This is a genomic window from Aliiruegeria lutimaris (assembly GCF_900099935.1).
In the GTDB taxonomy this organism is placed as follows: Bacteria; Pseudomonadota; Alphaproteobacteria; order Rhodobacterales; family Rhodobacteraceae; genus Tropicimonas; species Tropicimonas lutimaris.
Map to the genome: position 1 here is coordinate 1 of NZ_FNEK01000001.1, position 23,984 is coordinate 23,984.

At 63.2% G+C, this 23,984-nt stretch carries 26 protein-coding genes, 1 tRNA gene and 1 pseudogene; 10 read left to right on the plus strand and 18 right to left on the minus strand.

Going from position 1 to position 23,984, the window contains the following annotated elements; genetic code table 11:
• Nucleotides 1–349, minus strand: a pseudogene (locus tag BLR85_RS00005) (hypothetical protein); the annotation flags it as partial.
• Between BLR85_RS00005 and BLR85_RS00010 the strand changes: the two are divergent.
• Nucleotides 327–545 carry a hypothetical protein gene (locus BLR85_RS00010; protein WP_139188272.1) on the plus strand — a complete coding sequence of 73 codons (219 nt, stop codon included), beginning with the start codon at nt 327–329 and terminating at the stop codon, nt 543–545. The pseudogene BLR85_RS00005 and the gene BLR85_RS00010 sit on opposite strands and share 23 nt — an antisense overlap.
• Nucleotides 546–609: 64 nt before the next feature.
• On the opposite strand, the gene BLR85_RS00015 is transcribed toward BLR85_RS00010, so the two are convergent.
• Nucleotides 610–1,089, minus strand: a complete 480-nt coding sequence (locus BLR85_RS00015; protein WP_093147820.1) for a component of SufBCD complex — start codon at nt 1,087–1,089, stop codon at nt 610–612.
• A gap of 218 nt (nt 1,090–1,307) precedes the next feature.
• On the opposite strand from BLR85_RS00015, the gene hemB reads away from it, so the two are divergent.
• Nucleotides 1,308–2,309 carry a porphobilinogen synthase gene (hemB, locus tag BLR85_RS00020; protein WP_093147029.1) on the plus strand — a complete coding sequence of 334 codons (1,002 nt, stop codon included), beginning with the start codon at nt 1,308–1,310 and terminating at the stop codon, nt 2,307–2,309.
• A gap of 413 nt (nt 2,310–2,722) precedes the next feature.
• Nucleotides 2,723–3,292 (plus strand): lipid-binding SYLF domain-containing protein, encoded by a 570-nt coding sequence (locus BLR85_RS00025; RefSeq protein ID WP_093147031.1) that lies wholly within the window; start codon nt 2,723–2,725, stop codon nt 3,290–3,292.
• A 17-nt stretch (nt 3,293–3,309) separates the two neighbouring features.
• Here the strand turns inward: BLR85_RS00025 and BLR85_RS00030 are convergent, their stop codons facing one another.
• From BLR85_RS00030 to BLR85_RS00045, 4 genes are all read right to left on the minus strand, one after another.
• Nucleotides 3,310–4,278, minus strand: coding sequence for a DUF3179 domain-containing protein (locus tag BLR85_RS00030; protein WP_093147033.1), 969 nt, complete (start codon nt 4,276–4,278; stop codon nt 3,310–3,312).
• 94 nt (nt 4,279–4,372) lie between these two features.
• Nucleotides 4,373–5,725, minus strand: coding sequence for an NAD(P)/FAD-dependent oxidoreductase (locus BLR85_RS00035; RefSeq protein WP_093147035.1), 1,353 nt, complete (start codon nt 5,723–5,725; stop codon nt 4,373–4,375).
• Nucleotides 5,726–5,832: 107 nt separating this feature from the next.
• The gene (locus BLR85_RS00040) at nt 5,833–6,450 is read right to left on the minus strand and encodes a peptidylprolyl isomerase (protein WP_093147038.1); all 618 of its coding nucleotides are present in this window, start codon (nt 6,448–6,450) and stop codon (nt 5,833–5,835) included.
• Entirely contained in the window at nt 6,440–6,943 is a 504-nt protein-coding gene (locus BLR85_RS00045) for a peptidylprolyl isomerase (protein WP_093147041.1), read from the minus strand. The genes BLR85_RS00040 and BLR85_RS00045 overlap by 11 nt, the downstream gene beginning before the upstream one ends.
• A gap of 147 nt (nt 6,944–7,090) precedes the next feature.
• On the opposite strand from BLR85_RS00045, the gene BLR85_RS00050 reads away from it, so the two are divergent.
• The 4 genes from BLR85_RS00050 (at nt 7,091) to ilvN (ending at nt 11,561) form a co-directional block, all read left to right on the plus strand.
• On the plus strand, nt 7,091–8,266 hold the full coding sequence (locus BLR85_RS00050) for a phosphoglycerate kinase (protein WP_093147043.1): 1,176 nt from the start codon (nt 7,091–7,093) through the stop codon (nt 8,264–8,266).
• Nucleotides 8,267–8,565: 299 nt separating this feature from the next.
• Nucleotides 8,566–9,462: a cation diffusion facilitator family transporter gene (locus BLR85_RS00055; protein WP_093147045.1), complete on the plus strand. Its 897-nt coding sequence runs from the start codon at nt 8,566–8,568 to the stop codon at nt 9,460–9,462.
• 196 nt (nt 9,463–9,658) lie between these two features.
• Nucleotides 9,659–10,588, plus strand: coding sequence for a class I fructose-bisphosphate aldolase (locus BLR85_RS00060; protein WP_093147048.1), 930 nt, complete (start codon nt 9,659–9,661; stop codon nt 10,586–10,588).
• Nucleotides 10,589–10,997: 409 nt separating this feature from the next.
• Complete coding sequence (gene ilvN / locus BLR85_RS00065) at nt 10,998–11,561, plus strand: acetolactate synthase small subunit (RefSeq protein ID WP_093147050.1); 564 nt, start codon at nt 10,998–11,000, stop codon at nt 11,559–11,561.
• A gap of 58 nt (nt 11,562–11,619) precedes the next feature.
• On the opposite strand, the gene BLR85_RS00070 is transcribed toward ilvN, so the two are convergent.
• From BLR85_RS00070 to yajC, 11 genes are all read right to left on the minus strand, one after another.
• Entirely contained in the window at nt 11,620–12,306 is a 687-nt protein-coding gene (locus tag BLR85_RS00070; protein WP_093147053.1) for a fumarylacetoacetate hydrolase family protein, read from the minus strand.
• Nucleotides 12,307–12,337: 31 nt separating this feature from the next.
• On the minus strand, nt 12,338–12,889 hold the full coding sequence (locus BLR85_RS00075; RefSeq protein WP_244520561.1) for a DsbE family thiol:disulfide interchange protein: 552 nt from the start codon (nt 12,887–12,889) through the stop codon (nt 12,338–12,340).
• The gene (gene ccmD, locus BLR85_RS00080) at nt 12,882–13,064 is read right to left on the minus strand and encodes a heme exporter protein CcmD (protein ID WP_093147056.1); all 183 of its coding nucleotides are present in this window, start codon (nt 13,062–13,064) and stop codon (nt 12,882–12,884) included. Before ccmD ends, BLR85_RS00075 begins: the two co-directional genes overlap by 8 nt.
• The gene (locus tag BLR85_RS00085; protein ID WP_093147058.1) at nt 13,061–13,831 is read right to left on the minus strand and encodes a heme ABC transporter permease; all 771 of its coding nucleotides are present in this window, start codon (nt 13,829–13,831) and stop codon (nt 13,061–13,063) included. The genes ccmD and BLR85_RS00085 overlap by 4 nt, the downstream gene beginning before the upstream one ends.
• A 56-nt stretch (nt 13,832–13,887) precedes the next feature.
• The gene (gene ccmB / locus BLR85_RS00090) at nt 13,888–14,544 is read right to left on the minus strand and encodes a heme exporter protein CcmB (protein ID WP_093147060.1); all 657 of its coding nucleotides are present in this window, start codon (nt 14,542–14,544) and stop codon (nt 13,888–13,890) included.
• The gene (ccmA, locus tag BLR85_RS00095; protein ID WP_093147062.1) at nt 14,541–15,161 is read right to left on the minus strand and encodes a heme ABC exporter ATP-binding protein CcmA; all 621 of its coding nucleotides are present in this window, start codon (nt 15,159–15,161) and stop codon (nt 14,541–14,543) included. The genes ccmB and ccmA overlap by 4 nt, the downstream gene beginning before the upstream one ends.
• 302 nt (nt 15,162–15,463) lie before the next feature.
• Nucleotides 15,464–15,829 carry an Mth938-like domain-containing protein gene (locus BLR85_RS00100; protein WP_093147065.1) on the minus strand — a complete coding sequence of 122 codons (366 nt, stop codon included), beginning with the start codon at nt 15,827–15,829 and terminating at the stop codon, nt 15,464–15,466.
• A gap of 7 nt (nt 15,830–15,836) precedes the next feature.
• Nucleotides 15,837–16,589: a sulfite exporter TauE/SafE family protein gene (locus BLR85_RS00105; protein WP_093147068.1), complete on the minus strand. Its 753-nt coding sequence runs from the start codon at nt 16,587–16,589 to the stop codon at nt 15,837–15,839.
• Nucleotides 16,582–17,550 (minus strand): protein translocase subunit SecF, encoded by a 969-nt coding sequence (gene secF / locus BLR85_RS00110; RefSeq protein WP_093147072.1) that lies wholly within the window; start codon nt 17,548–17,550, stop codon nt 16,582–16,584. Before secF ends, BLR85_RS00105 begins: the two co-directional genes overlap by 8 nt.
• Before the next feature lies 1 nt (nt 17,551).
• Nucleotides 17,552–19,213 carry a protein translocase subunit SecD gene (gene secD, locus BLR85_RS00115; RefSeq protein WP_093147074.1) on the minus strand — a complete coding sequence of 554 codons (1,662 nt, stop codon included), beginning with the start codon at nt 19,211–19,213 and terminating at the stop codon, nt 17,552–17,554.
• A gap of 36 nt (nt 19,214–19,249) precedes the next feature.
• Nucleotides 19,250–19,579 carry a preprotein translocase subunit YajC gene (gene yajC, locus BLR85_RS00120; RefSeq protein ID WP_093147077.1) on the minus strand — a complete coding sequence of 110 codons (330 nt, stop codon included), beginning with the start codon at nt 19,577–19,579 and terminating at the stop codon, nt 19,250–19,252.
• Between the two features lie 369 nt (nt 19,580–19,948).
• On the opposite strand from yajC, the gene BLR85_RS00125 reads away from it, so the two are divergent.
• Nucleotides 19,949–21,997, plus strand: coding sequence for an ASKHA domain-containing protein (locus tag BLR85_RS00125; RefSeq protein ID WP_093147829.1), 2,049 nt, complete (start codon nt 19,949–19,951; stop codon nt 21,995–21,997).
• Between the two features lie 51 nt (nt 21,998–22,048).
• Nucleotides 22,049–22,122, plus strand: a tRNA-Gly gene (locus tag BLR85_RS00130).
• Between the two features lie 26 nt (nt 22,123–22,148).
• On the opposite strand, the gene BLR85_RS00135 is transcribed toward BLR85_RS00130, so the two are convergent.
• A complete protein-coding gene (locus BLR85_RS00135; protein WP_139188273.1) occupies nt 22,149–22,778 on the minus strand; it encodes a TetR/AcrR family transcriptional regulator in 630 nt (209 codons plus the stop codon).
• A gap of 139 nt (nt 22,779–22,917) precedes the next feature.
• On the opposite strand from BLR85_RS00135, the gene BLR85_RS00140 reads away from it, so the two are divergent.
• Nucleotides 22,918–23,979 (plus strand): ABC transporter substrate-binding protein, encoded by a 1,062-nt coding sequence (locus BLR85_RS00140; RefSeq protein ID WP_170844400.1) that lies wholly within the window; start codon nt 22,918–22,920, stop codon nt 23,977–23,979.
• Nucleotides 23,980–23,984: the final 5 nt, after the last annotated feature.

Consider the following 23,984-nt stretch of genomic DNA (forward strand, 5'->3'; position numbering starts at 1 on the left):
CGCCAGAAATCTCGCCATATGAGCCGCGAACCTCGATTGTGCCGTTCAGCACCAACCGCCCGATCATCCGCGCCGCCGTACTGGCATTGACCTTGTACATGAGCGTCGCGCCGAAGAGATACGTGCCGTCAACGGGTGCCACGAAGCGGTTGTTCACGGCATCAAACATTCCCTGGTCGTTGTAGTCGGTGTTGTTGATGCCGATCTTTGTCCAGGTTTCGACGCCGACATAGTTGTCGTAGTTGGTGTAGGCCTTGAAGCGCGGCAGCTGAGGCTGGTCGACAATGCCGGTGGGGTTGTCACGATTAACGGAAAGTGCCGGATCAATGTCTACCAGAACACAGCCCAAAACTGAAATGCGCCATGCCGTGATCCTGTCGGACGCGGATTGCCTGACCGTCTGGAAGCTCCTCGGCGCCGCGACGCCTGCTCATGTCTATCATCGCGTATTGGCCCTGGGCCGGATGGACCCGAATCTCCAGGCGGCGATGGTGGACGGGCATGAACCCGCGCTGGCTTTCCCCGAGGCCTGGACTGGGATTTGAACCACCGTTGAACCACGGCACTTTTGAACCACGACCAAGATCCTGAACGCCCTTATTTTCATGGCTAGAAGGCGCCATGCGCCATGTTCTGCCACATGCCCCAGAAGGCGGTAACGAAGATCGAGATCATGCCGATCACCTGAACAACGAAACGGTGCAGGTGCAGCTTGCGGTAGAGATCCGCCCCGTCGGCGTCGTGGATCTTGCGCGCGGTGCGCACGCTGAGCCAGGACACGATTCCCATTGGCATGGCCAGCAGGAAGATGGCCTGGGCAAATTCGATTCTGTAATAGAAGCCGAGCATGGCCAGCACCGTGAGGCCGAAGCTGCCGAAGGCAATGATCCAGACGCCGGCCGTCTGGGAGATATACAGGATCCGGTTCACGTTCACGCGGACGATATCATAGAGATCCGCTTCCGCCTCGCCGCCATGGCGCCGGGCGCGGGTAACCATGTCGAAGGGAACTCCGATCACCCAATGACTCGACGTCGACCACAAGACGGCCAGCGCGATCCAGTACCAAAGGTTCGAGAACGACCGCATGTCGATCAGCTCGAACACTGTCAGATACCAGTCCTGCACCAGAATTGCTCCCGTTCCGCCCCGTGCGGTCAACGACCGACAGCGCCATTCGCTTAGCTCTCCTTTTCCGAGGGCGCAAGCCGCTCGGGCCGCGCGCGGTTTGTCGCCCTTGAGATAGCGCCCGATCCGTGCAACCTGACGGGAAGTGCGACCTAAAAACCACATTCGAAGGCCAGATCATGCGTCCCACCATCGCCCCGTTTCCCGCCGCCCGCCCGCGCCGCCTGCGCGCATCCGAGCCGCTGCGCGCGCTTGTGCGCGAGAACGGGCTGAGCCGGGAAGACCTCATCTGGCCGATCTTCGTGCGCGACGGCGAAGGCCAGCTCGAGGAGGTCACCTCCATGCCCGGCGTGATGCGCCGCTCTGTGGACCTGACGGTGGAGGCAGCGGCAGAGGCGGCGGAGCTCGGCATTCCGGCGATCTGCATCTTTCCCTATACCGACCCGTCGTTGAAGACCGAGGGCTGCGAGGAAGCCTGGAACCCGGACAACCTGTCCAACCGGGCGATCCGGGCGATCAAGCAACAGGTGCCGGGCATCGCGGTGATGACCGATGTCGCACTCGACCCGTATAACATCAACGGCCATGACGGTTTCGTACAGGATGGCGAGATCCTCAATGACGAGACCATCGAGGCGCTGGTCAAGATGACCCTGGCCCAGGCCGAGGCCGGCGCCGATATCATAGGCCCCTCCGACATGATGGACGGACGCATCGGCGCCATGCGCGCGGCGTTGGAAGACGCCGGACACCGCAACGTGACGATCATGTCCTATGCGGCGAAATACGCCTCGGCCTTCTACGGACCGTTCCGCGACGCGGTCGGCGCCAGCGGCGCGCTCAAGGGCGACAAGAATACATACCAGATGGATCCGGCCAACAGTGACGAGGCGATGCGCATGATCGCACGCGACCTGTCCGAGGGGGCGGACATGGTGATGGTCAAGCCCGGGATGCCTTATCTCGATATCTGCGCGCGGGTGAAAACCATGTTCGGCACACCGACCTTCGCCTACCAGGTCTCGGGCGAATACGCGATGATCATGGCAGCGGCGGGCAATGGCTGGATCGATGGCGAAAAAGCAATGTTCGAAAGCCTCGTGGCCTTCAAACGCGCCGGATGCGACGGGATCCTGACCTATTTTTCGCCGTGGGTGGCGCGCCTTCTGAAGGAAGGATAAGGGCCGGCAGGATCTCAAGGCGCGAGGCGGCGTGTTTTCCCGAGATATCCACCACCCTCGCGTCTGAGAGACGCCTCTTGTTCAGAAACATACCTTTGCACAACAAAAAAAGGGGGCTTTGCCCCCCGCGCTCTCGCGAGCGCTCCCCTCAGGATATTTGCGGAAAGAAGATGAAACGCGACATTCGTCTTCATCTTTCCCCAAATACCCCTGCCGGAGGCAAGATCCGCAGGATCGTCCCCGCGCGCACAGCGCGCGGCCGGAAATGGAGGCCGGTCCGGTGGCAAAGCCTTGCCGGTCCTTAGAGAAATGAAATGGATGACGTGACACCCTTCCATCATGGGCGTATACAACCTGCAACCGGCCGTTGAGCGCCGGGCAAGGGCAAAACAGGCAGTTCCAGGGGCAGTCTCATGGAAAACAGCAAAACTATCTCTCGTCGCGGCTTTCTCGCGGTGGCAACGGCCGGAACAGCAGTCCTTGCGGGCTGTGCGAATGGCGTGAACTCGCAAGGCGGAAGCCGGATCGATCAACGCATTGACGTAACGCGGAATTTCCTCTTCTCCACTTATCCCGGCACCGCCCAGCTTGAAGCAAAGGCTACCGGCGTGCTGTGGATGCCGCTGATCACCAAGGCGGGGTTCGGTGTTGGAGGAAGCTATGGCACCGGCGCGCTGCGGATCGCGAACTCCACCGTCGATTATTACGAGGCTCTTCAGGCCAATGTCGGTCTCCAGCTCGGCGCGCAGCAATATGCACATGCGTTGTTCTTCATGACGCCGGAGGCGTTGGCGAATTTCCGCACCTCGCACGGTTGGTCGGTCGGCGCGGATGCGGAATATGCGCTGGTGGACCAGGGCGGCAATATCTCGGCCGAAACGCTGACAACGCTGGAGCCTGTCGTGGCGATGGTCTTCGCCCAGGCGGGGCTGATTGCAGGCGCGACGCTGGGTGGCACCAAGTACCGCCGCATCATCCCCTGACAACCGTTTTCGCTTTTCTAGTCCAGCATCCATGTCCCTTCCGGGTGGAAGGCGTGGAAAGCGAAGGCAAAGAGAACGTCATGGGGGACGTCCATTCCCTGCGCATCAAAGACGCGGATCGAGCCCACCTCGCGGCCCCGGGCGATGGAGCCGCTGTCGAGTGCTGAGGCTTGTCCGGGCTGCCAGCGGATAACGAGGCCCGCTTCGCGGAGTTCACCCGCCTGTTCCAGGCGCTCCAGGGGCCAGGCGCGGTTGCCGACCTTGACCACGCGGGCGAGTGCGGGGATTCCATGGGGCGGCATGTCACCATTATACAGGAAAGGCCGGGCGGAGCTGTCATAGCCGGAATAGGGATTGCGGCCATAGGCACGGTTGAACTCCGGTTCGGCCATCACGAGCCCGTCGGGATTGCGGCTGCGGAACTGCTCCCAACTCTCCATCCAACTAGGCAATTGAGTGAGCTCGGCCCCCGTGTGACGACCGACGATCCCGGTGCCGATCGCCTGCTGCCACCAGCTCTCGCTCTGGTGGTCATACATGATCATGTCCGAGTTGCGCAGCTTTCCGGAGACGCCGAAAGTCAGGGTCTCGCCACCGAGCCGCCGGTCGAAAGTGATGCCGGAATTGCAGAGCGGACAGAATGTGACCGCGATGGGGATGCCGGCCACGCTGTCATTTATGATCTCGTGCCAGGTCAGATAGCGGATCGGGTAGGCACGCGGTGCGGCCCCTTCCATCTCTACCGTGATCACCGGCTCACGCGGCCCGAGGCCGGTCTTTTCCGGCACCTCGACGAAGGGCGGTTCGAAGAGCGCCGGGATGCCGTCCCTTGGCGGGCCGCCCGACATGATTTCCACCCAGTTTTCCACGCTGGTCCGCGAAAAATCCGTCCTCGGCCATTCCTGTTTCCAGAAATCCGGAATGGCGGTGGCGGCCTGCGCTACGATCGACAGCAGCGCGGCGGTCAGAATTGGGGCAAGGCGCATGACTTCCTCCTCTGGAAAGAAAGCCTGCCAGAGGCGGCGCGGCCTGCATAGACCGGCTCACGAAGGGTTCAGCGGATGCGAGCGTTGCCCATATTCACAGCGAGGTGCCAACGCGCAGCGGTGTGCCATCGGTGAAACGCGTGAAGCGGAAGCGGGAGAGGTCGTGCTCCGGAGCCTCGCCCAGCACCATCCGCGACAGCACGCGCCCATATCCCGGACCGATGCCGAAACCATGCCCGCTCATGCCGGTGGCCACGATCAGCCCCTCCAGCCCGGGCGCGCGGTCGACAATGGGAACCGCGTCGGGCATGGCGTCGATCATCCCCGCCCATACGGAGAGCGGAAGCGGCGTACTGATCTCCGGAAAACGCTCCGCGAAACGGTCCAGCATCAGCGCGACATAGCTGTCATCCGGTGCAGGCTCCAACACCCGCCGGCGCTCGAAGGGAGATTTTTCCTCCGCGCTCCAGTTGCGTGGCGTGCGCCAGCTGTCGGGGAAACCGGCGGGGGATTTGTAACGCGTATCGGTATGCGCGAAGGTGCGCCGGATCTGCGGCATGTAGAGACGAAGATGGCGGAAGGCATCGGGGCCAAGATAGAAGCCGTGGCGATCTCCAAGGGCGAGGTTGTAGCCGCCATCGGCCCGCAAGCGCAGGGCAAGATCCTCGTCCACCATGTTTGCCTCGGTGAAGCATGGCAGGGGCGCGGTCTGGGCCACGGTGGCGCGAACTGATAGCTGTGGAATGTCGAGCCCATGCGCGCGCAGGAAAAGCGAAGACCAGGCGCCACCGGCGAGAATCACCTGTTCGCAGGCAACACGCGCCGCTTCGGTCAGAACCGCGCTGACGCGCCCCGCGCTACGTTCCAGCCGGCGCACGGCGCAATTCTCGCGAATCAGCGCACCGGATTCCCGCGCCAGCCCCGCCACCGCCGGCACCGCCGTCCACGGCTCGCCACTGGCATCGCTGGGCGTGCGCACGCCGCCGAGCCAGCGCCCGTCGGAATGGCCATTGAAACTGTCGGCGATCTGCCCCTGCGTCATCATTTCGGAATGCAGACCGTGGGCACGGGCGATCTCGACCCATGCCTCGAAATACTCCATCTCCCTCGGCGAGGTGGTCAGGTAATTCACTCCGACCGTCCGAACACCACAGGCACCGCCCGTGCGGTCATTGGCCTCGTGCCAGAGACCGAGCGCCTGCATCATCACCGGCAGTTCATCTACGTCGCGGTCCTGCTGGCGGATCCAGCCCCAGTTGCGCGAGGATTGCTCGCCCGCCACCCTGCCCTTTTCGCAGAGCAAAACCTTCTGCCCGGCCTCGGCGAGGTAGAGCGCGGCGAAGGTGCCGATGACACCGCCTCCGATGATGACGGTATCCACCGCCTCGGGCAGCGGGTCGAAGAAACGGATCGGTGTGTCGATCGTGATGCGGGAGATCTGGGTCATGCGCGATTGCTAGCAAGCCCGCGCGCGGGGAAAAACAAAAAACGCCCCGGCAGCCGCGCCGGGGCGTTGAAAGCGGTTTGCTGCCGTCTTTTCAGGCAGTTGTGAACTCAGCGCTCGACGGTGACCTTCACGATTCGATCCGGATCGGAGACCGACCCATTGGAGGCGCGTTGGCCGCGCTTGATCGAATCCACGACATCCATGCCTTCGATCACCTGGCCGACCACGGTGTATTGGCCATTGAGGTGCGGCGCGGGCGCGAACATGATGAAGAACTGGCTGTTGGCCGAATTCGGATCCTGCGACCGGGCCATGCCGACGACACCACGCTCAAAGGAAACATCCGAGAATTCCGCCGGCAAGTCCGGCAGGGCAGATCCGCCCATGCCCGCATTGCGTGTGTCGCCGCCGGCCTTGCCGAACTGCACGTCACCTGTCTGGGCCATGAAGCCGGCAATCACACGGTGAAAGACGACATTGTCATATTCACCGCCCTCGGCCAGCGCGACAAGGCGCTCGGCATGTTTCGGCGCGGCCTCCGGCAGCAGGTCGATCACGATGGTACCGTTGGCCTCGCCCGCCACCTCGATCACGAGATTCGGGCCGGGGCCATCCTCGGCGGCCAGCGCCGGAGAGCTCGAAACGGTCTGCATCACGGCAAAGCCGCCAACGACCGCCAGGCCCAACCCGAACAACCCACCGGCAAGGAGTCGATCACGCAACATCGATGGCCACCTTCACGGAAATCATCTTGTCGGGATTCGCGGGTGGCTCGCCGCGGGTGATGGCGTCAACGAATTCCATGCCGTCGATCACGCGGCCATAGACGGTGTATTGGCCGTTGAGGAAATCGTTGTCGTTGAAGTTGATGAAGAACTGGCTGTTGGCCGAGTTCGGATTCTGCGAACGGGCCGCGCCGAGCGTGCCGCGCGCATGGGGCAGCTTGGAGAATTCGGCCGGCAGGTCCGACAGGTCCGATCCGCCACGGCCAGCCATGCGGATATCGCCGGTGGACTTGCCGAACTGCACGTCGCCGGTCTGGGCCATGAAGCCCTCGATCACACGGTGGAACACGACGCCATCATAGGCGCCGGAGCGGGCAAGCTCCTTCATCCGCTCGGAATGCTTGGGCGCCACATCGGGCAGCAGCTCGATCAGGACATTGCCGTCCTTCAATTCGATAATGATCGTGTTTTCCGGATCCTTGATCTCGGCCATGTTCGATTCCTTCCTTCGGTCGCATAGCGGGTATTCCTCCCGCGCTCTCGGCGCGACCCTAAACCGCGTTAGCGGAAACCGAAAGCCCATAGCTCGCCGTTAGCGCTTGCGGTATGGGTCCTCCAATTTCATCGAAGGAGCCTTCTCATGAGCTGGAAAACCCTCGACGACATGGACATGGCCGGCAAGACCGTGCTGATCCGCGTCGACATCAACGTCCCCGTAAAGGACGGCGTCGTCACCGACACCACCCGCATCGAACGCATCGTGCCCACCGTCAAGGATGTGCTGGCCGCTGGCGGCAAGCCGGTCCTGATGGCCCATTTCGGTCGCCCCAAGGGCAAGGTTGTCCCCGAAATGAGCCTGGGCCAGATCGTCCCGGCGCTCGAAGCCGCCTTCGGCCAGGAGGTGAAATTCGCCGCCGACGATTTCGAGGCCGCCGCCGCCGACCTGAAGGATGGCGAAATCCTGCTGCTGGAAAACGTGCGCTTCTTCCCCGGCGAGGAGAAGAACGATCCCGAACTGGCCGCCTCGCTCGCCAAGCTCGGTGACATCTATGTCAACGACGCCTTCTCCTGCGCCCACCGCGCCCACTCCACCACCGAAGCCATGGCCCGTGCCCTGCCCGCCGCCGCCGGCCGCCTGATGGGCGCCGAGCTGTCGGCCCTCGAAGCGGCCCTCGGCAATCCCGAGCGCCCGGTCGTCGCCGTTGTCGGCGGCGCCAAGGTCTCGACCAAGCTGGACCTGCTGTCCAACCTGATCGAAAAGGTCGATCACCTCGTGATCGGTGGCGGCATGGCGAACACCTTCCTCGTTGCCAAGGGCGTCGAGATCGGCACCTCGCTGGCCGAGCGCGACATGGCCGACACGGCTCGCGCGATCCTCGAGAAATCCGAGAACACCGGCTGCACCATCCACCTGCCCGTCGATATCGTCGTGGCCGGTGAATTCGCCGCCGGCGCCGCCAACGAGACGCTACCGGTCGACGAATGCCCCGCCGACAAGATGATCCTCGACGCCGGCCCCGCCACCGTCGAGTCGCTCAAGGGCGTGTTCGCAGAGTGCAAGACGCTGATCTGGAACGGCCCGCTCGGCGCCTTCGAGATCGAACCCTTCCATAAGGGCACCTTCGACGCCGCGCTGGCCGCCGCCGCGCTCACGGCCGAAGGCAAGCTCAAGACGGTTGCCGGTGGCGGCGATACCGTCTCCGCGCTCAACAAGTCCGGCGCGGCCGAGAACTTCACCTATATCTCCACCGCTGGCGGAGCCTTCCTCGAATGGATGGAAGGCAAGGAACTGCCGGGTGTTGCAGCCCTCGGCTGAGAGGTCTAGAAACCTTGTCGAAAGGCCGGGCCGCGCGCCCGGCCTTTTCTTTTGGATCGTGGATGCAGATCGGGTCAGGTCGGAATGCGGACAAAACCGACATACGGAGGAACACGCGTCGTGTGCGGGAACGATCCTTCAGATTGTGCCGCCGGCGGAAGTATTTTCCTCCAGGAGAAGCCTGTAACGCGTTCTCAACTTCTTCTGACTCAAAATATCCCGGGGGGTGCGCTCGCAAGAGCGCGGGGGGCAGCGCCCCCCTTCAACGGTTGCAAAGACAATCACGGGTAGGTGGAGAGATGTTGTTGCAGAATACTCCCGACCGCCTCGCGCTGGGCTCGCTGCTCGTTGCCCTCACGGTGCTCGCGCTCAAGATCACGGCCTGGAAAATGACAGGCTCGGTGGCGCTCTATTCGGATGCGATGGAGACGGTCGTCAACGTTGCCGGCGCAATCATTGCCTGGATGGCGATCCGGTTTGCGGCCCGGCCGCCCGACGCCAACCACCCGTTCGGCCACCACAAGGCCGAAAATTTCTCGGCAATCGCCGAGGGCACGCTGATTGTCGTCGCCGCGATCCTGATCCTGCAGCAGGCCATCGCCGCTCTATGGGAGCCCGAGTCGCTGGATCTAAGCGTCGTTGGCCTGTCGGTCAACGCGGCAGCGGCCATGGCTAACCTGCTCTGGTCGCGAGTGTTGATCGGTGCCGGTACGCGCCGTCGTTCTCCTGCGCTCGATGCAAGCGGGCGCCACCTGATGAGCGATGTCTGGACATCGGTCGGTGTGCTGGGTGGCCTTGGTTTCGCCGCGCTTACAGGTTGGGGCTGGCTCGATCCACTCATGGCCGTACTCGTGGCCTTCCTGATCCTGCGAGAGGGATGGAAGGTGATCAAGTCCTCTGCCGACGACCTGATGGATTCGGCCGCGCATTCCCAGGATCGCGAAGTGATCGAAAACGCCGTGCGCGCCTCCTCGGCCGGCGCGCTGCAAATTCACGATCTGCGCACCCGCCGCGCCGGCCAGGCCGTGTTCGTCGAGTTTCACCTCGTCGTGCCGCGAGAGATGAGCGTCGGGGCGGCGCATGACATCTGCGATCGCATCGAGGCCGCAATCGACGAACAGATCGAGCAGGTCCGCACGACCATCCATGTAGAGCCCGACTTCCATATCAAGAAACATGGCTTGGAACCGGATTGATATGCGCCGGGAAGGCCATGCGCGCAAGGCATAGCGGTAATCCCAAATCCGCCCAAAACCCGGTTTCATAGCACTAAAACGCTGTTTTGCAGCGCTCACACTGCGACTTGGCGTCCACTTCGTGCAATCTCGCTTGCGATAATCCCTCCGCTTCCCTAGGTCGCTCGGGACATCCACAAACATAGGGATCGAATCCATGAAAGCCACACGTGCCGTTCAAAAGATCCTCGCCAATTATGAAGGCGAGACTCCCGGCGTGAAGGCCAATCTCTGCCGCATGCTGATGACCGGTAAGCTCGGCGGAACCGGCAAGATGATCGTCTTGCCCGTAGACCAGGGCTTCGAGCACGGCGCCCTCCGTTCCTTCGGCCCGAACCCGGCCGGCTACGACCCGCATTACCACTACCAGCTGGCCATCGACGCCGGCCTGAACGCCTATGCTGCGCCGCTCGCCTCGCTCGAAGCCGGCTCGGACACCTTTGCTGGCCAGATCCCGACGATCTGCAAGATGAACTCCGCCAACTCCCTGATGTCCGGCACCGCCGCCAAGGATCAGGCCGTCACTGCTTCCGTGGACGACGCCCTGCGCATCGGCGCCTCCGCGATCGGCTTCACGATCTACCCCGGCTCCGACGCCATGTTCGACATGTTCGAGGAGATCGTCGAGCTGCGCAAGGAAGCCGCTTCCAAGGGCCTGCCGACCGTGATCTGGTCCTACCCGCGCGGCGAAGGCATCACCAAGGAAGGTGAAACCGCGATCGACGTTGACAGCTACGCCGCCCACATGGCCGCGCTGCTCGGCGCCCACATCATCAAGATCAAGCTGCCCTCCGACCACATCATGCAGGACGAGGCCCGCAAGGTGATCGAAGACACTGGCGTCGACATCTCGACCCAGGCCGCCCGCGTCAAGCATTGCGTCGACGCCTGCTTTGCCGGAAAGCGCATCGTGATCTTCTCCGGCGGCGCCGCGAAGGGCGCCAACGCCGTCTACGACGACGCCCGCGCCATCCGTGACGGTGGAGGCAACGGCTCGATCCTCGGCCGGAACGCCTTCCAGCGTTCGCGCGAAGACGCCCTCAAGCTCTTTGCCGACCTGATCGACATCTACAAGGGCAAGGCCTGATCCTTCGCCTGCGGGCGGTATGACTGCCCGACAATCGAAAATGACCCCGTGCGCAATCGCGTGCGGGGTCTTTCGTTCAAAAAGCGGAAATTGTTGCCGTTTCACGAGGGAGCCAGGAGTCCAGAAGCACGCGCTTCGCGCTCGATAAACGATCCTGCGGATCGTGCCTCCGGCAGGGATATTTCTCGTCAGAAGAAACCGTCAGGCTCACCCGTTTTTCTTCTGACCGGAAATATCCCGGGGGTTTGGGGCAGCGCCCCCAATCTCCGAAATTGGCCTGCTATCACCAGCAGCCGAAATCTTCGGAACGCCCTGTTACCTGCGGCGGAAATATCCTTTCCCCCTCGCTTTCACCGTTGTATGCAAGGCGACGCATCCGCGAAATCTGCGCTAGAACCGAGGAAAGTCCATGTCCGCATTGAAGATCGAGAAAGGCTCGTCGAAGCACTCCGCCTATGATCTGCGCAACCCCAACCAGGAGGTTATCGAAACGCACACCCTGGCCGTGGTAGTGGATAACGAGGCCGGCGTATTGGCACGGGTAATCGGGCTGTTCTCGGGCCGTGGCTACAATATCGAAAGCCTCACCGTGGCCGAGGTGGACCATACCGGCCACCGCTCTCGGATCACCGTAGTCACCACCGGCACGCCGGAAGTGATCGAGCAGATCAAGGCCCAGCTTGGCCGCATGGTGCCGGTGCATGCCGTGCATGATCTGACCATCGAAGGCCCTTCGGTGGAGCGCGAGCTCGCCCTGCTCAAGGTCGCAGGTACCGGTGACAAGCGTGTCGAAGCGTTGCGGCTGGCGGATATCTTCCGCGCCAATGCGGTCGATTCGACGTTGGAGAGCTTCATCTTCTCGATTGCCGGCTCCCCGGAGAAGATCGACGCATTCACTGACCTGATGCGCCCACTCGGGCTTGTCGAGATTGCCCGCACCGGCGTCGCCGCCCTGACGCGTGGCTCCGAATGACGCGGCCAGTCGACTGAATGATAGAGAAATTCCGGAGCCGCGAGGCTCCGGTTTCGTTTCAGACGACCTGAACTTTCATTTCTCCAAGGCCCTCGACCGACGCCTCCAGCAAATCCCCACGCTCGACGGGGCCAACGCCCGAGGGCGTGCCGGTCAGAATGACATCGCCTGCGGAAAGCTCGAAAAACTCCGACAGGTAGGAGATCATCTCTGGCACTTTCCAGATCATCTGTGCGAGGTCGCCCTGCTGGCGCAGCGCTCCGTTCACCTTGAGCGACACCTCCCCCGCGGATGGGTGGCCAATCTCGCTCGCCGGCACCAGCGGACCGACCGGGGCCGAATGCTCAAACGCTTTTCCAATCTCCCAGGGACGCCCCATCTTTTTCATCTGCCCTTGCAGATCGCGCCGCGTCATGTCGAGCGCAACAGCATAGCCGTAAACATGGTCAAGCGCCTGGGCGACCGGGATGTCGCACCCGCCCGACTTCAAGGCGACCAGCATCTCTACCTCGTGATGCACGTCCGCACTCTGCGCGGGAAAGGGAAACTGCCCGGAGGCGTCGAGATTTTCGGCGTTCTTCTGAAAGAAGAAGGGCGGCTCGCGATCCGGGTCATGCCCCATCTCGACGGCATGGTCCGCATAGTTGCGCCCGATGCAATAGACCCGGCGAACCGGAAAGACGCCCTCGGCGCCGCGCACCGGAAGGCCCACAACGGGCGGGGGAGCGATTACGAAACGGGACATGTTTCCCCTTCTGCGACCACTGGGGAAGCGATCACTCCGAAGCCGCGGCCTCGGCAATGGCCGGGCGAATGGTCTTTTCCATCACCGAGCTGGTAATCGGGCCAGCGAAGCGGGTGATGATCTTGCCGCTGGCGTCGATGACGAAGGTCTCCGGCACGCCGTAGACGCCCCAGTCGAGCCCCGTGCGGCCGCTCTTGTCGGAACCGGCAAGCGTGTAGGGGTCGCCAAGACCGGCCAGGAAGGCCGTGCCCTTGGCATCGGTATCCTTGTAATTCACACCGTGGATCTCGATCCCTTCGGCGGCCAGCGCCATCAGGTTGGGATGCTCGACCCGGCAGGGTGCGCACCAGCTTGCCCAGAAATTCACCAGCTTCACACCGCTCTCGCGCAGCGCTTCGTCCGTCAGCATCTGCTTGCCGGCGAAGGGTTCGAGTTGCAACGGGGGGGCGGGCTGCCCTTTCAGAGCCGTCGGTAGCAGATCGGGGTTATCCCGCTGCATTCCGAAGAAGAACAACGCCGCCACGCCGAGAAAGATCACCGGCGGCAGGATCATCATGAAAGAGACGCGTTTCTTCTCAGCCATCCGTGGCACTTCCCTTGCCCGACCTGTTCTTCCGCGCCGCTTCGACATCGCGCAGCGCCCGTCTCGTTCTCGCAGAGTGGCGCAGCGAGATCAGCAGCAAAGCGACCATCAACGCGATTGTGACCGCATAGGCCGAAAGCACTTCGGCGGCGTATTTTCCAAGCTCCGGCATCATGACATCCGCTCCCGCGCCTGAAGCGCTTTCATCCGGCGGGCGCGCACTTCGGTCCGGGTCCGCACGAGGAGCAGCAGAATGAAAAAGCCCACGAAGCCGGCCATGCTAATGAAGAGCGGCACGGCAAAGATGTTGCTGACCCGTTCCTCCGTGTCCCCCGTCACGGCCCCAGCCCGAAGCACCGATGCGCCCTGGTGCAGGCCCTGGTTCCAGAAGGCCAGCGCATAGCGGGAGAGCACGGCAAAAACGGAACCGACAATGCACAGGACGGAGGTAAGCTCGGCGGCCGTGTCGTCATTGTCGATCGCGGCCCAGAGCGCCATGTATCCGAGGTAGAACAGGAACAGCACGAGGAACGAGGTCAGCCGCGGATCCCAGGCCCACCAGGTGCCCCACATCGGCTGCCCCCAGATGGCACCGGTCGCAAGCGCGATAAGCGTCATCGTGGCCCCGACAGGCGCGGCGGCCTTGGCGGCGAGTGCCGAGACGTGGTGGCGCCGGATCAGCCAGATCAGCGAGGCCACGAGCATCATCATCCAGGCATTGATGGCAACCATCGCCGAGGGCACATGGATATAGATGATCTTGACCGTCGATCCCTGTCGATAATCGTCTGGGGTGAAAAAGAATCCCCAGGTCAGGCCAATCAGCAGCGCGACGGCGGTTCCGACCGCCACGAATGGCAGCAGGAAGCCGGAAAGCGCCATGAAACGGCGGGGATTCGCATATTCCCAGAGCGATGTGGGTTTGGGCAGACGTTCAGACATGACGCGGAGCCTATTCATTCCTTATGGACGGCTCAACAGCGCCGTGCTGCACATTTTCAGCGCAGGTTGATGCGGATTGCCGCAGCCGAGGCAAAGGGGAGGAGCGCGACCGTTGCAAGCGTGATGCCTGCCAGCAGCGCCAGTGGCGTATCGGCGGGCATGCCCTGCGTGCCGCGGCGTGCGACTTCGGCCCCGAAGATCAGCGTGGGTACATAGAGCGGCAGCACGATCAGCGAGAGCAGCAGCCCACCCCGCTTGAGCCCAACCGTCAGCGCCGCACCGAAAGTTCCGATCACCGAGAGCGCAGGCGTGCCGATGGCGAGCGAGAGCGTGAGCCAGAAGAATCCTTCCGCCGGCAGATGGAGCAACACCCCGAGCAAGGGTGCGGCGAGCGTCAACGGCAGGCCCGTGGTCAACCAATGGGCGAAGGCCTTGAGCGTGGCCACGCCTTCGAGCGGGATCGGGGCGGTTGCGAGCAGCTCCAGCGAGCCGTCCTCGAAATCGAGTGCGAGGATCCGGTCCAGCGAGAGCAGGCAGGAGAGCAGTGCACCGAGCCAGAGGATACCGGCGGCGATGGTTGCCAGCGTCGCCGAGTTCGGCCCCACGGCGAAAGGGGTGAGAGTGACGACGATCAGGAAGAAGGCCAGCGCGAGGCCGAAGCCGCCGCCCGCGCGCACCGAGAGCGCGAGGTCACGTTTGAGAAGGGCCATCACAGGAAGGCCTCGTGGAAATCTTCATGCGGATCCTCGGGCGCCTCGGCCTTGAAGGGGCCGAGCTGCAGGACCTCGCCGTCAAGTCCGAGATCGATATGGGTGGCGATTACCGCTCTGCCACCCTGCGCCAGGTGCCGCTCGACCGCGCTTGCGAAAAGCGCGACGGAATCGGTGTCAAGCGAAACGGTCGGCTCATCCAACAGCCAGATCGGCCGGCCGGTCACGGCCATCCGCGCCAAACCCAAGCGGCGTTTCTGCCCGGCCGAGAGACTGCCTGCGGGGCGTTCGACTAGGGTTTCCAGGTTGAAATCCCGCAGGGCGTTCGAAATATCGAGCATCCCGTGCAGCTTGGCCCAGAAAGTGAGGTTCTCGCGCACACTGAGCGTCGCCTTGATCCCGTCCGCGTGGGAGGCATAGGCCATGGCCTCGGGTCCGGGCTCCACGCTGCCGGAATCAGCGAGCTGTAGCCCGGCAAGCGTGCGCAAGAGCGTCGTCTTTCCGATACCGTTCGGTCCGCGCAGCACAACGGCCCTGCCCGCCGAGACGCGGAAGCTCACGGCTTCCAACACGCGCATGCCGCCGCGCGTGACGGCGAGATCAGTCACATTCATTTCCATGAAAGCCGGTCTAACGCAGGCTCGCGTGGCGTAAAAGCAGGGAATGCCGAACCGGGTCGGAGCAGCGTTGAAACTGGCGCAATGGCCGCAACCAGGACCCTGCCGTCATTTGCGTGGTCCAGGTCCTGTGTGGGAACGATCCTGCGGATCGTGCCTCCGGCGGGGATATTTGTCGAAAGAGGATGATCATCGGATATAGAGATCTCCTCTTTCGAAAAATATCCTGGGGGGAGCGCTCGCAAGAGCGCGGGGGGCAAAGCCCCCTTTCGCCGCCGGTGGTCGAGACGTCACACCAACCCGTCTTAACAATCCCCCGGCAACGGCAAAACCGCGGCGGCGAGCCGGCGTCCTTCGCTTAGAAGCACGTTGTAGGTCCGGCAGGCCGAGCCGGTCGACATCAGTTCAATCCCGATCCCGGCACCTTCAAGCGCGCGGCGCAGGTCAGCGGGGATCGGTGTCATGTCCGCGCCGGTTCCAAGCAGCACAAAGTCGATCTGCTCTCGCAGGTTCGCGATCGTCGCGCTGTCTGCGAAGCCCGCCCAAGGATGAACCCCCGATGGCGCGACGACAAGGCTACCTTCATGCACCTTGCCCCCGAGGCGAAAGAAACCGGGGCCGTAGCCATCGAAAGGCGTGCCTTGCGGGTAGCTGACTTCCTTGAAATCCATACGATCCTCATCCGAAAATGGGCAGGGCGAGCAATGCCGATGCCGCGATCAGCCCGTGGGCCAAGAAGCGATACATCCTCGCGCGGGCCGGGTCAAAAAGCTGGGCACCGAGCATGTTACCAAGGGTGCTGGGGATCATCAGGATCAGACCCAGAACAACTGCATGAATCTCGAGAAGGCCGCGAAAATGGAGCGCCGCGACTAACAGGATATCGAAAGCGAGGAGGAATAGCAGCGTATTGGCGCGGATTCGGGCGGCGGCGTATTCTCCGCCGAGATAGGCCAGGATCACCGGCGGGCCCGGCTGACCGGTGAAGCCGCCAAGAAAGCCAGACGCCCCGCCGATCCCGGCAAGCGCGGTCCGGCTGAAGGTGACATGGTGGCGCCAGCCGCTGGCCAGAAGCGCCACCATGGCGAGCGCCACCAGCGCCACCACCCAGCGGAAGGCTTCCGGGTCCATCCGTTCGAGCACCATGATCCCGAAGGGAAGGCAGATCGTGCAGCCTAGGGTGAGCGCGCTGACATCGCGCAGCCCGGCATCGCGCAGGGCCCGGGGCGCGAGCGTCATGGCGCCAATGATATCGGCGGTCATGATGACCACGATCACCCAGACCGGCGGGATAAAAAGCGCGGCCAGGGGCACAAAAACAAGGGCCGCGCCGAAACCGGCGAAGCCCCGCACGCAGCCTGCAATGAAGATGATGCCGCAGAGCCAGCCGAGGCCCGGTGTTGCCAGGGCCTCGGCCAGTGCCTCAGGCATCTACATCGGCGAATTGCGTTCCGCCTCCCTGGCTGGGCTTGGACCAGTCACGCTTCACGCCGAGCCAGAGAAGGATCGGCGAGGCCACGAAGATCGACGAATAGGTGCCGACCACGATGCCCCAGATCATCGCGAAGACGAAGCCACGGATCACGTCGCCGCCGAGCGCATAAAGCGCAAACAGCGCGAGCAGCGTCGTGCCGGAGGTCATCACGGTCCGGCTCATCGTCTCGTTGATCGAGATGTTGAGCACTTCCATGAGCTGCATCTTCTTGTAGCGGCGCAGATTCTCGCGCACCCGGTCGAACACGATCACGGTGTCGTTGATCGAGTAACCGACGATGGTCAGAAGCGCCGCGATGATCGTCAGATCGAAGCGGATCTGCAGCAGGCAGAAAACACCGATCGTCAACGTCACGTCATGCACCAGCGCAATCACCGCACCGAGAGAAAACTGCCACTCGAAGCGCAGCCAGATATAGAAAAGCACCGCGGCGATGGAGAACACCACCGCCTGTACGGCCGTCCAGACGAGTTCGTTGGACACTTTGGGACCGACGCTCTCGACCGACGGGAAGGTGATCGCCGGATCGACCGATTTGAGCGCGGCTTCGAGCGCGGCGATGGTCTGCTCGGTGATCGACTCGGCACCTTCCTGGCTCTGGATGCGGACCTGGGCAACATGCTGGTCGGCATCGAAGGAGGCGTCGAAGACCTCGGTGATCGACACGTCTCCGAGGCCGAGCGGCGCGATGGCCTGGCGGTAGAGGCCGACATCGACCTCTTGCGTGGACTCGGTCCGGATCGTCGTGCCGCCCAGAAAGTCGATACCGAAATTCAGGCCGACGGCGAAGAAAAGCACCACCGAGACGACCATGGCCAGCGCGGATGCCCCGAAGGTCAGCTTCCAGCGCTTGAAGAAATCCCAGTTGAAATCGTCGGGAACCAGTTTCAGGCGCATCTCAGACCTCGATTGTTTTCGGACGACGGCGTTCGAACCACATCACGATCAGCATCCGCGTGATATAGATCGCGCAGAAAACCGATGTGAGAATGCCGAGGCCGAGCGTGATCGCGAAACCGCGCACCGGGCCGGAGCCGAGCGCAAAGAGGATCGCAGCGGTGATGAAGGTGGTGACATTGGCGTCGAGGATCGCCGAGAGCGCTTTCTCGTAGCCAAGCTCGATGGCGCGGGACGGACCGCGGGCCGTTTTCAGTTCCTCGCGGATCCGTTCGAAGACCAGCACGTTGGCGTCCACGGCCATGCCGACGGTGAGCACGATACCGGCGATGCCGGGCAGCGTCAGGGTGGCGCCGATGATCGACAGCAGGCCGAAGATCAGGCCCACGTTGATGATCAGCGCGATATTGGCGAAGATTCCGAAGAGCCCATAGGAGAGCCACATGAAGGCCAGCACGGCGATGAAGGCGACGATGGTCGCAATGCGCCCGGCCTCGATGCTGTCGGCGCCAAGCTCCGGGCCGATCGTCCGTTCCTGCAGGAAGGTCATCTCGGCGGGAAGCGCACCCGCGCGCAGCAGCACGGCGAGGTTGGTCGATTCCTCGATGGTGAAATTGCCGGTGATGATGCCGGAGCCGCCCGGGATATGGTCCTGGATGGTCGGCGCCGAGATCACCTCGTTGTCGAGCACGATGGCAAAGGGCGAGCCGATATTGTCCCGCGTGTAGTCGCCGAACTTGCGCGCGCCGGTCGGGTTGAAGCGGAAGCTCACCGCCGGCCGGCCATTCTGGTCGAAGCTCGGCTGCGCATCCGTCAACTCATCGCCGGAGACCACGAAGGTCTCCTCGATGATGTAATAGGTGCCCGACTCGTCCATCGAAGGAACAAGAAGGTTGCGCGCGCCGGGATTGGCTTCCGGGTCGGAGGTGCGCGAGACGACCGGGTGGAAGGTCAGCTTCGCGGTCTGGCCGATCAGGTCCTTGAGCTCCTGCGCGGAGCCGATGCCCGGCACCTGGATGATGATCCTGGTCTCCCCCTGGCGCTGGATCGAAGGTTCGCGGGTGCCGGCCTCGTCCACGCGGCGGCGGACGATTTCGAGCGACTGCTTCACCGTGCGGTCATCGGTGGCGATCTTCTCGGCCTCCGACAACGTCACGATCAGCGTGTCGCCCTGCCCCGTTACCTCAATATCGTTGGAGCCGACCCCGGTCAGGCTCAGAATCGGGCGCGAAACGCCCTTTGCCGTCTCGATGGCCTCGGCCCTCGCCTCGGGGTTGGCGATCTTCACATGCAGCTCACCGGCCGGTCCGTCGACCCGGCGGATGGCCCCGACCGTGTCGCGCTTTTCGCGCAGCGCGTCGCGGACTTCGGGCCAGTAGCCGTTCATCCGTTCGGCATAGACATCCTCGACCTGGACATCGGCGAGCAAGTAAGCGCCACCGCGCAGGTCGAGACCGAGATTGAGCAGGCCGGAAGGCATCCAGGAGGGCCAGGCCGAAACCGCCTCCTGCAGCTCGGGCGTAGCCCCGGCGGCTTCGATCTGCTTGAGCGCGTCGTTATGGCTTTCGACCCGCGGATAGAACAGGTTCGGAACCGCCATGAACAGGATCAGAGCGGTAAACGCCCAGATCAACACGCGTTTCCAGGTAGAAATCTGCAGCATGTGAGGGATCGCCTTCAGCTATTCCAGGCGGGGGCCTCAGCCCTCGGATGCGGGCTCGGTCTTGGAGAGGACCTGGGCGACGGTGGAGCGAACGACCCGCACCTTGGTGCCATCGGCGATCTCGACTTCCAGCTCGTTCTCGTCCTTGACCTTGGACACCTTGGCGATGATGCCGCCCTGCGTGACGATCTGGTCGCCCCGGCGCAGCTCGGAGACCATTTTCTGGTGCTGCTTCACTTTCTTCTGCTGCGGACGGATCAGAAGCAGGTACATGATGGCGAAGATCAGGATCAGCGGCACGAACTGCATGATCGCGCTTCCACCGGCGCCACCGGCGGCCTGAGCATAGGCGGGCGTTGCAAACATAGAGATTCCCCTCGAGTCGGATAGAGGGCCGTGCGGCCCGTCAGAATTGCGCGGAACCTATGTGCCGCGAGCGGCAAAGACAAGGCGAACCCGCGCAAGCGCGAACGCATCCCTTCCGCAACACTGCGTGAGGCCGCATGTTTGCCCCCGATTTCATCGATCCCCGTCCGGATTCGCGCCCGACAGACTTGCCCCTTGCCCGGCACCGGGCGGAGACGGGGCGTTGAATTCACGCCGCTCTTGCCCGATAAGGCCCGACAGCGCGTCGCCACCCTCTCCCTTGTGTCGCAAACGGGAAACCCCGGCGCCGCGCGCTACGTACACTCGCCGGAACACAAGCCGGGCAACCGGGAACAACAGGACCAGATCGTGAGCGAACAGGACCCCCTCGTCATCTTCACCCCCTCCGGCAAGCGCGGACGCTTCCCGGTGGGCACGCCTGTCCTGACCGCGGCGCGGCAGTTGGGCGTGGATCTCGACTCCGTCTGCGGCGGCCGCGGGATCTGTTCCAAGTGCCAGGTCGCCCCGGCCTTCGGCGAGTTTTCCAAGCATGGCGTGACCGTCGCCAAGGATGCGCTGTCGGAATGGAACGCGGTGGAGGCCCGCTACGACGAGAAGCGCGGGTTGAAACCGGGCCGGCGACTCGGCTGCCAGGCAACGATCCAGTCCGATATCGTGATCGACGTGCCACCCGAGAGCCAGGTCCACCGCCAGGTCGTGCGGAAGGCCGCCACCGAGCGGGTGATCGAGATGGATCCGGCCACGCGCCTGGTTCTGGTCGACGTGACCGAGCCGGACATGCACGACCCCTCGGGCGACCTGCAACGGCTGCAAGCGGCGCTGCACGCGGCATGGCAAGTGGATTTGGGCGAGCTTCCCCTGGCCCTTCTGTCCAAGCTCCAGCCGGTCCTGCGCAAGGGTAACTGGCAGGTGACCTGTGCCATCTTCCAGCCGGCGGAGGGCAAGGCGCAACTGCTCGACCTGTGGCCCGGCTATTTCGAAGGCCCGCTCTACGGGCTGGCGATCGACCTCGGCTCGACCACCATGGCGGCGCATCTGTGCGACCTCGCCAATGGGCGCGTGCTCGCCTCCTCCGGCCTGATGAACCCGCAGATCCGCTTCGGCGAAGACCTGATGAGCCGGGTGTCCTACGCGATGATGAACCCGGGCGGCGATGCCGAGATGACGGCGGCCGTGCGCGAGGCGCTGAACCAGCTTGCCGAAGAGATTGCGAAAGAGGCGGAGATCGACCCGAAGCTGATCGTGGAGACGGTTTTCGTCTGCAACCCGGTAATGCACCACCTGCTGCTGGGGATCGACCCGGTGGAACTGGGCCAGGCGCCCTTCGCGCTGGCCACCTCCGATTCCCTGTCGCTCTTCGCCTCCGAGCTTGGCCTCGACGCGATCCACCCGCAGGCGCGCAGCTATATCCTGCCCTGCATCGCCGGCCATGTCGGCGCCGATGCCGCCGCCGTGGCGCTTTCCGAAGCGCCCGGGGAGCAGGACGACCTGACACTTGTTATCGATGTCGGCACCAATGCCGAGATCCTGCTCGGCAACCGCTCCCGCGTATTGGCCTGCTCTTCGCCCACCGGCCCGGCCTTCGAGGGCGCACAGATCAGCTCCGGCCAGCGCGCCGCCCCTGGCGCCATCGAACGCATCGAGATCGACCCCGAGACAAAGGACCCGCGCTTCCGCGTCATCGGCTGCGATCTGTGGTCCGACGATCCGGGCTTCGAGGCCGCCACCGCTGTGACCGGTATCACCGGCATTTGCGGCTCCGGCATCATCGAGGCGGTGGCCGAAATGCGCATGACCGGGCTGCTCGACGCCTCCGGCCTGATCGGGTCTGCCGAGCAGACCGGCACAGTCCGCTGCGAGCCCGACGGGCGCACCCACAGCTACCTGGTGCATGATGGCAGCGCCGATGGCGGGCCGCGCATCACCGTCACCCAAGGCGATATCCGCGCCATCCAGCTGGCGAAATCCGCGCTTTATGCCGGCGCACGGCTGCTGATGGACGAAATGGCGGTGGACACGGTCGACCGCATCGTGCTGGCCGGGGCGTTTGGCGCACATATCAGCCCCAAACACGCGATGGTGCTGGGGATGATCCCCGACGCGCCGCTGAAAGCGGTCACCTCCGCCGGCAATGCCGCCGGAACCGGCGCCCGAATCGCGCTCCTGAACCGCGCGTCGCGCAAGGAAATCGAGACCGTCGTGCGCCAGATCACCAAGGTCGAGACCGCCATTGAGCCGCGTTTCCAGGAACATTTCGTCGCCGCGAACGCCCTGCCCCATGCGAGCGACCCGTTCCCGAACCTCTCGGCGCTGGTGCCGCTGCCCGATTTGAGTTTCAACACCGGCGGCGGGGACGGCACGGAGGGTGGGCGCAGGCGTCGCCGGCGTCGCGGCTGAGTCTTAAAGGCTTGACGCCAACCGCGGCGCTTCGTATGCCGAATATCCGGTGCGGGTGTATCTCAATGGTAGAGAAGCAGCTTCCCAAGCTGATGACGAGGGTTCGATTCCCTTCACCCGCTCCATCTATCTCATCACCGCGATTCCAGCCCTATTCTGCCGCAACCCGGCTCGGTAACGCGTGAAGCAATGCCGACACGTCGCTTCGCAGCTTTTTGGCCGCGTCTTCGTCCGACATCTCGTCCGATGACACGAACTGGATAAAGCGCGTGTTCTGCAGATGGAAAAGCCCCTTGCCCAGGGCGAATGCCGAAATTTCCGCCGAAACCCGGCCTTCCCGCTGTAACCGCTCGACTTCGCGGACAAGCACCATGGAAAGCTTGTGATCCAGTTCGTGATAGGTCTTTGCAAAGCGCGATTCCGAATCGACGATCGTCGCCGCCACGACCTGCCGCCAGATCTGCTTGTTCAGATTCGTGACCGCGTGCTGGCGGACGATCGCGGCGAAATTCAGCAGAAGCTCCAACAGGTCGTCAATGTCCCCGGACAGCGCGGCGCCCATTCTTTCCAGCAGCTTCCGGTCGCTTTCGGCGACAATGGCCAGCAGCACGCCGGCCTTGGTCCCATAGTAGTTGTGAACCGTTACACCGGACAGACCGACCGCAGCCGCGATCCCCTCGATGGTCGTGGCCTCGTACCCCTGCTCCATGAACAGCGCGCGGGCCTCTTCCACGATACGTTTCTGGCGGTCTTGCTTCTGGCGTTCTCTCAAACCAGCCACTGACAGGACTCCTTGATTAAAATTTGTGCACACTGCTCGGTGGCGCTCCCCTCACCTTAGTCGAATGAAATTTTTTATTGAACTAAATTTTTTATCGTGCCTAAGATTTCTCAACAACATGTTCAACAGGGGTGAATCCATGAAAAACCTTGCGCGTACTCTTCTCTTTTCGACACTTTCTGCCGCCGCACTCGCCGCGCCTGCCGCACAAGCGGACTCGGTCAATGTGGGCGTCTGCGTCTCCTGGCCGGGATATGCCATGCTTGAAATTGCCCGTCAGAAAGGCCTGACCGAGGGGCATGACCTGAACATCACCATCTTCGAAGACCCGCTGGGCGGGCACTCGGCCCTCGCCGCCGGACAGCTCGACGTTTATGGCTGCACCGCCGATTACACGCCGCTGATCGTGGATCGCGGCACAGACGTGGTGAATGTTGCCTTCCTGAACCCGTCCTACGGCGTGGACCACGTTATCATGAAGGGCGGCGTCGAGATTGCCGATCTGAAGGGCAAGAAGGTCTCGGCCCCGCAGGCCTATATCGGGCACCTGCTCATGGGCATCTGGCTGGACTCGCAGGGGATCGCACCGGACGAGGTCGAATGGGTCAACCTGAATGCCGACGAGGCCGTGGGGCCGATGCTGTCTGGCGATCTCTCGGCCGCCTACATGTACGAGCCGTGGATCTCCAAGGTTCTGGAGGCCGCGCCCGGTTCGAAAAGCGTGGTCAACACCGCCGATCCGGACGTGCTCAAGACCGGTATCTTCATGGACGGCCTCTACATGAACACCAAGTTCATCGAGGAAAAGCGCGACGTGGCGCTCTCCGTGCTCAAGGCCCGTTGGGAGGGTCTCGGCTACTGGCATGAGAATGTCGAGGAGACCAACCAGCTCCTGGCCGATTTCCTGCAATGGCCGGCCGAGGATATCGGCTACGTGATAGGCACCAATGGCAAGAGCTTCGAGGGCGGCATCTACATGTACGACTTCGACGAATCCGCCCGCGCCTGTGGCGTGCTGGAGGGCGAGCCGCCCTTTGGCCTTCCCAATGGCGGCATGGTGGATGCCATCGCGCTGACCAATGACTGGTGGATCAAGCTGGGCCTGATGGAGAACAAGATCGATGCCGCCGCCGGCATCGACTGCTCCCTGATGGGCGACCTGGTCGAGGCCGGCTACCGCCAGACCTTCACGGCCAACTGAGCCAA

Bases quoted from the DNA above. Each gene is read 5' to 3' on its own strand.
- secD (WP_093147074.1), bottom strand. From the start codon at position 19,213: ATGCTGCAGATTTCTACCTGGAAACGCGTGTTGATCTGGGCGTTTACC.
- BLR85_RS00105 (WP_093147068.1), bottom strand. From the start codon at position 16,589: ATGCCTGAGGCACTGGCCGAGGCCCTGGCAACACCGGGCCTCGGCTGG.
- BLR85_RS00100 (WP_093147065.1), bottom strand. From the start codon at position 15,829: ATGGATTTCAAGGAAGTCAGCTACCCGCAAGGCACGCCTTTCGATGGC.
- BLR85_RS00140 (WP_170844400.1), top strand. From the start codon at position 22,918: ATGAAAAACCTTGCGCGTACTCTTCTCTTTTCGACACTTTCTGCCGCC.
- secF (WP_093147072.1), bottom strand. From the start codon at position 17,550: ATGCGCCTGAAACTGGTTCCCGACGATTTCAACTGGGATTTCTTCAAG.
- BLR85_RS00015 (WP_093147820.1), bottom strand. From the start codon at position 1,089: ATGCGGTCGTTCTCGAACCTTTGGTACTGGATCGCGCTGGCCGTCTTG.
- yajC (WP_093147077.1), bottom strand. From the start codon at position 19,579: ATGTTTGCAACGCCCGCCTATGCTCAGGCCGCCGGTGGCGCCGGTGGA.
- hemB (WP_093147029.1), top strand. From the start codon at position 1,308: ATGCGTCCCACCATCGCCCCGTTTCCCGCCGCCCGCCCGCGCCGCCTG.
- BLR85_RS00050 (WP_093147043.1), top strand. From the start codon at position 7,091: ATGAGCTGGAAAACCCTCGACGACATGGACATGGCCGGCAAGACCGTG.
- ccmD (WP_093147056.1), bottom strand. From the start codon at position 13,064: ATGATGCCGGAGCTTGGAAAATACGCCGCCGAAGTGCTTTCGGCCTAT.
- BLR85_RS00025 (WP_093147031.1), top strand. From the start codon at position 2,723: ATGGAAAACAGCAAAACTATCTCTCGTCGCGGCTTTCTCGCGGTGGCA.
- ilvN (WP_093147050.1), top strand. From the start codon at position 10,998: ATGTCCGCATTGAAGATCGAGAAAGGCTCGTCGAAGCACTCCGCCTAT.
- BLR85_RS00060 (WP_093147048.1), top strand. From the start codon at position 9,659: ATGAAAGCCACACGTGCCGTTCAAAAGATCCTCGCCAATTATGAAGGC.
- BLR85_RS00075 (WP_244520561.1), bottom strand. From the start codon at position 12,889: ATGGCTGAGAAGAAACGCGTCTCTTTCATGATGATCCTGCCGCCGGTG.
- BLR85_RS00030 (WP_093147033.1), bottom strand. From the start codon at position 4,278: ATGCGCCTTGCCCCAATTCTGACCGCCGCGCTGCTGTCGATCGTAGCG.
- BLR85_RS00055 (WP_093147045.1), top strand. From the start codon at position 8,566: ATGTTGTTGCAGAATACTCCCGACCGCCTCGCGCTGGGCTCGCTGCTC.
- ccmA (WP_093147062.1), bottom strand. From the start codon at position 15,161: ATGGAAATGAATGTGACTGATCTCGCCGTCACGCGCGGCGGCATGCGC.
- BLR85_RS00035 (WP_093147035.1), bottom strand. From the start codon at position 5,725: ATGACCCAGATCTCCCGCATCACGATCGACACACCGATCCGTTTCTTC.
- BLR85_RS00040 (WP_093147038.1), bottom strand. From the start codon at position 6,450: ATGTTGCGTGATCGACTCCTTGCCGGTGGGTTGTTCGGGTTGGGCCTG.
- BLR85_RS00010 (WP_139188272.1), top strand. From the start codon at position 327: ATGTCTACCAGAACACAGCCCAAAACTGAAATGCGCCATGCCGTGATC.
- BLR85_RS00085 (WP_093147058.1), bottom strand. From the start codon at position 13,831: ATGTCTGAACGTCTGCCCAAACCCACATCGCTCTGGGAATATGCGAAT.
- BLR85_RS00070 (WP_093147053.1), bottom strand. From the start codon at position 12,306: ATGTCCCGTTTCGTAATCGCTCCCCCGCCCGTTGTGGGCCTTCCGGTG.
- BLR85_RS00045 (WP_093147041.1), bottom strand. From the start codon at position 6,943: ATGGCCGAGATCAAGGATCCGGAAAACACGATCATTATCGAATTGAAG.